This window comes from Rhizobacter sp. P2_H2 (assembly GCF_056403375.1).
The window spans coordinates 1-2,168 of sequence record NZ_JBFUFP010000932.1 but is presented as its reverse complement, the minus strand read 5'-3'; the positions used below and the strand labels follow the sequence as shown (position 1 = coordinate 2,168).

The following is a 2,168-nucleotide window of genomic DNA, read 5'->3' as shown; positions in this document are numbered from 1 at the left end:
CGATCGGGCTGATGCTGGTGCGCACCGAGCCGCCCACGCCGGCCTCGCTGGTCACCGACGCGATCAGCCGCTGCTCGCGCACCAGCCGGTCGAGGCAGTCCGCGAAGTACGGCGTGCTCCCATGGCGCACCAGGCACGCCACCTGCACCTGGTGCATCGCGAACACCATCGCTGCCGACGCGCAGCGCTGCCCCAGCGCCTCGCACATCGCACCCAGTTCGGCGATGCTGCTGCCGTGGCCGCCCAGGCGCGGCGCGACGCGGGCCGACAGCAGCCCGGCATCCTTCAGCGCCATCACGGCCTCGATCGGGAAGCGGCCGTCGCGGTCCACCGCCGCGGCGGCCGGCCCCGCGATCTCGCGGGCGATGCGGCGCACCTGCTCGATGCGGGCTTCGGGCGACGCCAGCGCGTCGAGGGTGTCCTGGAGAATCGCGCTCATGACAGCGGCCTGGTAGTGACGATGCCGCGCATCTTCGCGACGCGGTGCGCACCGGCGCTTGACGCCGCGCAAGTCGGCCGCCGTGCCCCCCGCGCGTCGGGGGGGCATCGATGCGCTCAGCGCATCACGAGCACCGGCGTCTTCGCGTGCGACAGCAGCCGGGCGACCGTCGAGCCGGTCACCAGTTGCCCGAGCGCCCCGTGCCCGTGCGAGCCGAGCATCACGAGGTCGAAGCCGCCTTCCGCGGCCTGCCGGGCCAGCACGGTGCCGGGATCGCCGACCGCCCACCGGCGCTTCGGGTGCCCCGGCAGCCGGTCGAGCGCATTCGACAGCCCTGCCAGCACCCGGTGGCCGGCGTCGGCCTGGCGCGCCTCGATCCCGGGGCGGTCGAGCAGCGCGGCCAACCCGTTGGGCAACGGTGCCAGCACGTGCAACGCCGTGTAGTCGTGGGACGGATCCAGCCACTGCGGATGCGCCGCGAGGCGCTCGAACAGGTGGTGGGTGCAGGCGCTGTCGTCGACGCCGATCAGGATCTTCATCGCGGGTCTCCAGAGGGCCGGTGGTGCCCCGACCGTAACGACAGCGCCGCGCGCTTGCGTTGATGTACCGCAATCGGTGCGGATCGCCGTGCCTGCGGCCGTCGCCGGCGCCGTGCGGTTCCACACGCAGTTGCCGTGTGCGGCGGTGCGGCCTGCCGGGGCTTGACGCCGATCAAATGGCACGCGGCGGCGAATGCCGAGACTGCCTGCAAGGCGTGCCTTCCGGCCCGCAGGAGCCTTCGCATGCGGCAGCAGACCTTGTTGATCGTCGACGACAACSCCGACAACCTGCGGGTGCTCGGCGAGCTGCTGCAGGGCGAATACCGCGTGCTCGCGGCCACCGGCGGCGTGCGTGCGCTGGAACTGGCGCGCCAGCGTCCGGCGCCCGACCTGATCCTGCTCGACGTGATGATGCCGGGGATGAATGGCCACCAGATGCTGCAGGTGCTGCGCGACGACCCCGGCACCTGCGACATCCCGGTGATCTTCTCGACCGCGATGGACTCCACCGAGGACGAGCGCCGCGGCCTGGCCGAGGGGGCCGTCGACTACATCACGAAGCCGCTTCGCCCGGCGGTTCTGCTCGCTCGCGTGCGTGTGCACCTCGTGCTGAAGCAGGCGCGCGACAGCCTGCGCGACGAGAAGGTGGCGCTGCAGGCCGAGCTGCTGCTGCGCCGCCGCGAGAACGAGCGGATCCAGGACGTCGCGATGCGCGCGCTGGCACGGCTGGCCGAGACGCGCGACAACGAGACCGGCAACCACCTGCTGCGCACGCAGGCCTGTGTCGAGGCGCTGGCGCGCCGCGCCTGCAGCCATCCGCGCTTTCGCGATGCACTGGACGAGCACGCGATCGCGTTGATCGCGAAATCTGCGCCGCTGCACGACATCGGCAAGGTCGGCATTCCCGACAGCGTGCTGCTCAAGCCGGGCCCGCTGACGCCCGAGGAGTGGGTTGTGATGAAGACCCACGCGCGCCTGGGTGCCGACGCCATTGCCCATGCGGTGGCCGACACGCACGCGCCGGCGCCGTTCCTCGCGTATGCGCACCAGATCGCGCTGCACCACCACGAGCGCTGGGACGGCAGCGGCTACCCGGACGGCCTGGCCGGCGACGCGATCCCGCTGGCGGCGCGCCTGATGGCCGTGGCCGACGTGTTCGATGCGCTGATCTCGCGCCGCGTCTACAAGGC

The 2,168-nt window shown here is 72.3% G+C and carries 3 protein-coding genes; 1 reads left to right on the top strand and 2 read right to left on the bottom strand.

The window, feature by feature from the left end; translation table 11 throughout:
• Nucleotides 1-439 (bottom strand): acyl-CoA dehydrogenase family protein (locus AC1D15_RS28415; RefSeq protein WP_477828649.1); only part of this gene is annotated, 439 nt, incomplete at its 3' end.
• Nucleotides 440-555: 116 nt separating this feature from the next.
• Nucleotides 556-978 carry a universal stress protein gene (locus tag AC1D15_RS28410; RefSeq protein ID WP_477828648.1) on the bottom strand — a complete coding sequence of 141 codons (423 nt, stop codon included), beginning with the start codon at nucleotides 976-978 and terminating at the stop codon, nucleotides 556-558.
• Nucleotides 979-1,221: 243 nt separating this feature from the next.
• On the opposite strand from AC1D15_RS28410, the gene AC1D15_RS28405 reads away from it, so the two are divergent.
• Nucleotides 1,222-2,168, top strand: a 947-nt coding sequence (locus AC1D15_RS28405; protein ID WP_477828647.1) for a response regulator, incomplete at its 3' end; no start/stop codon positions are given.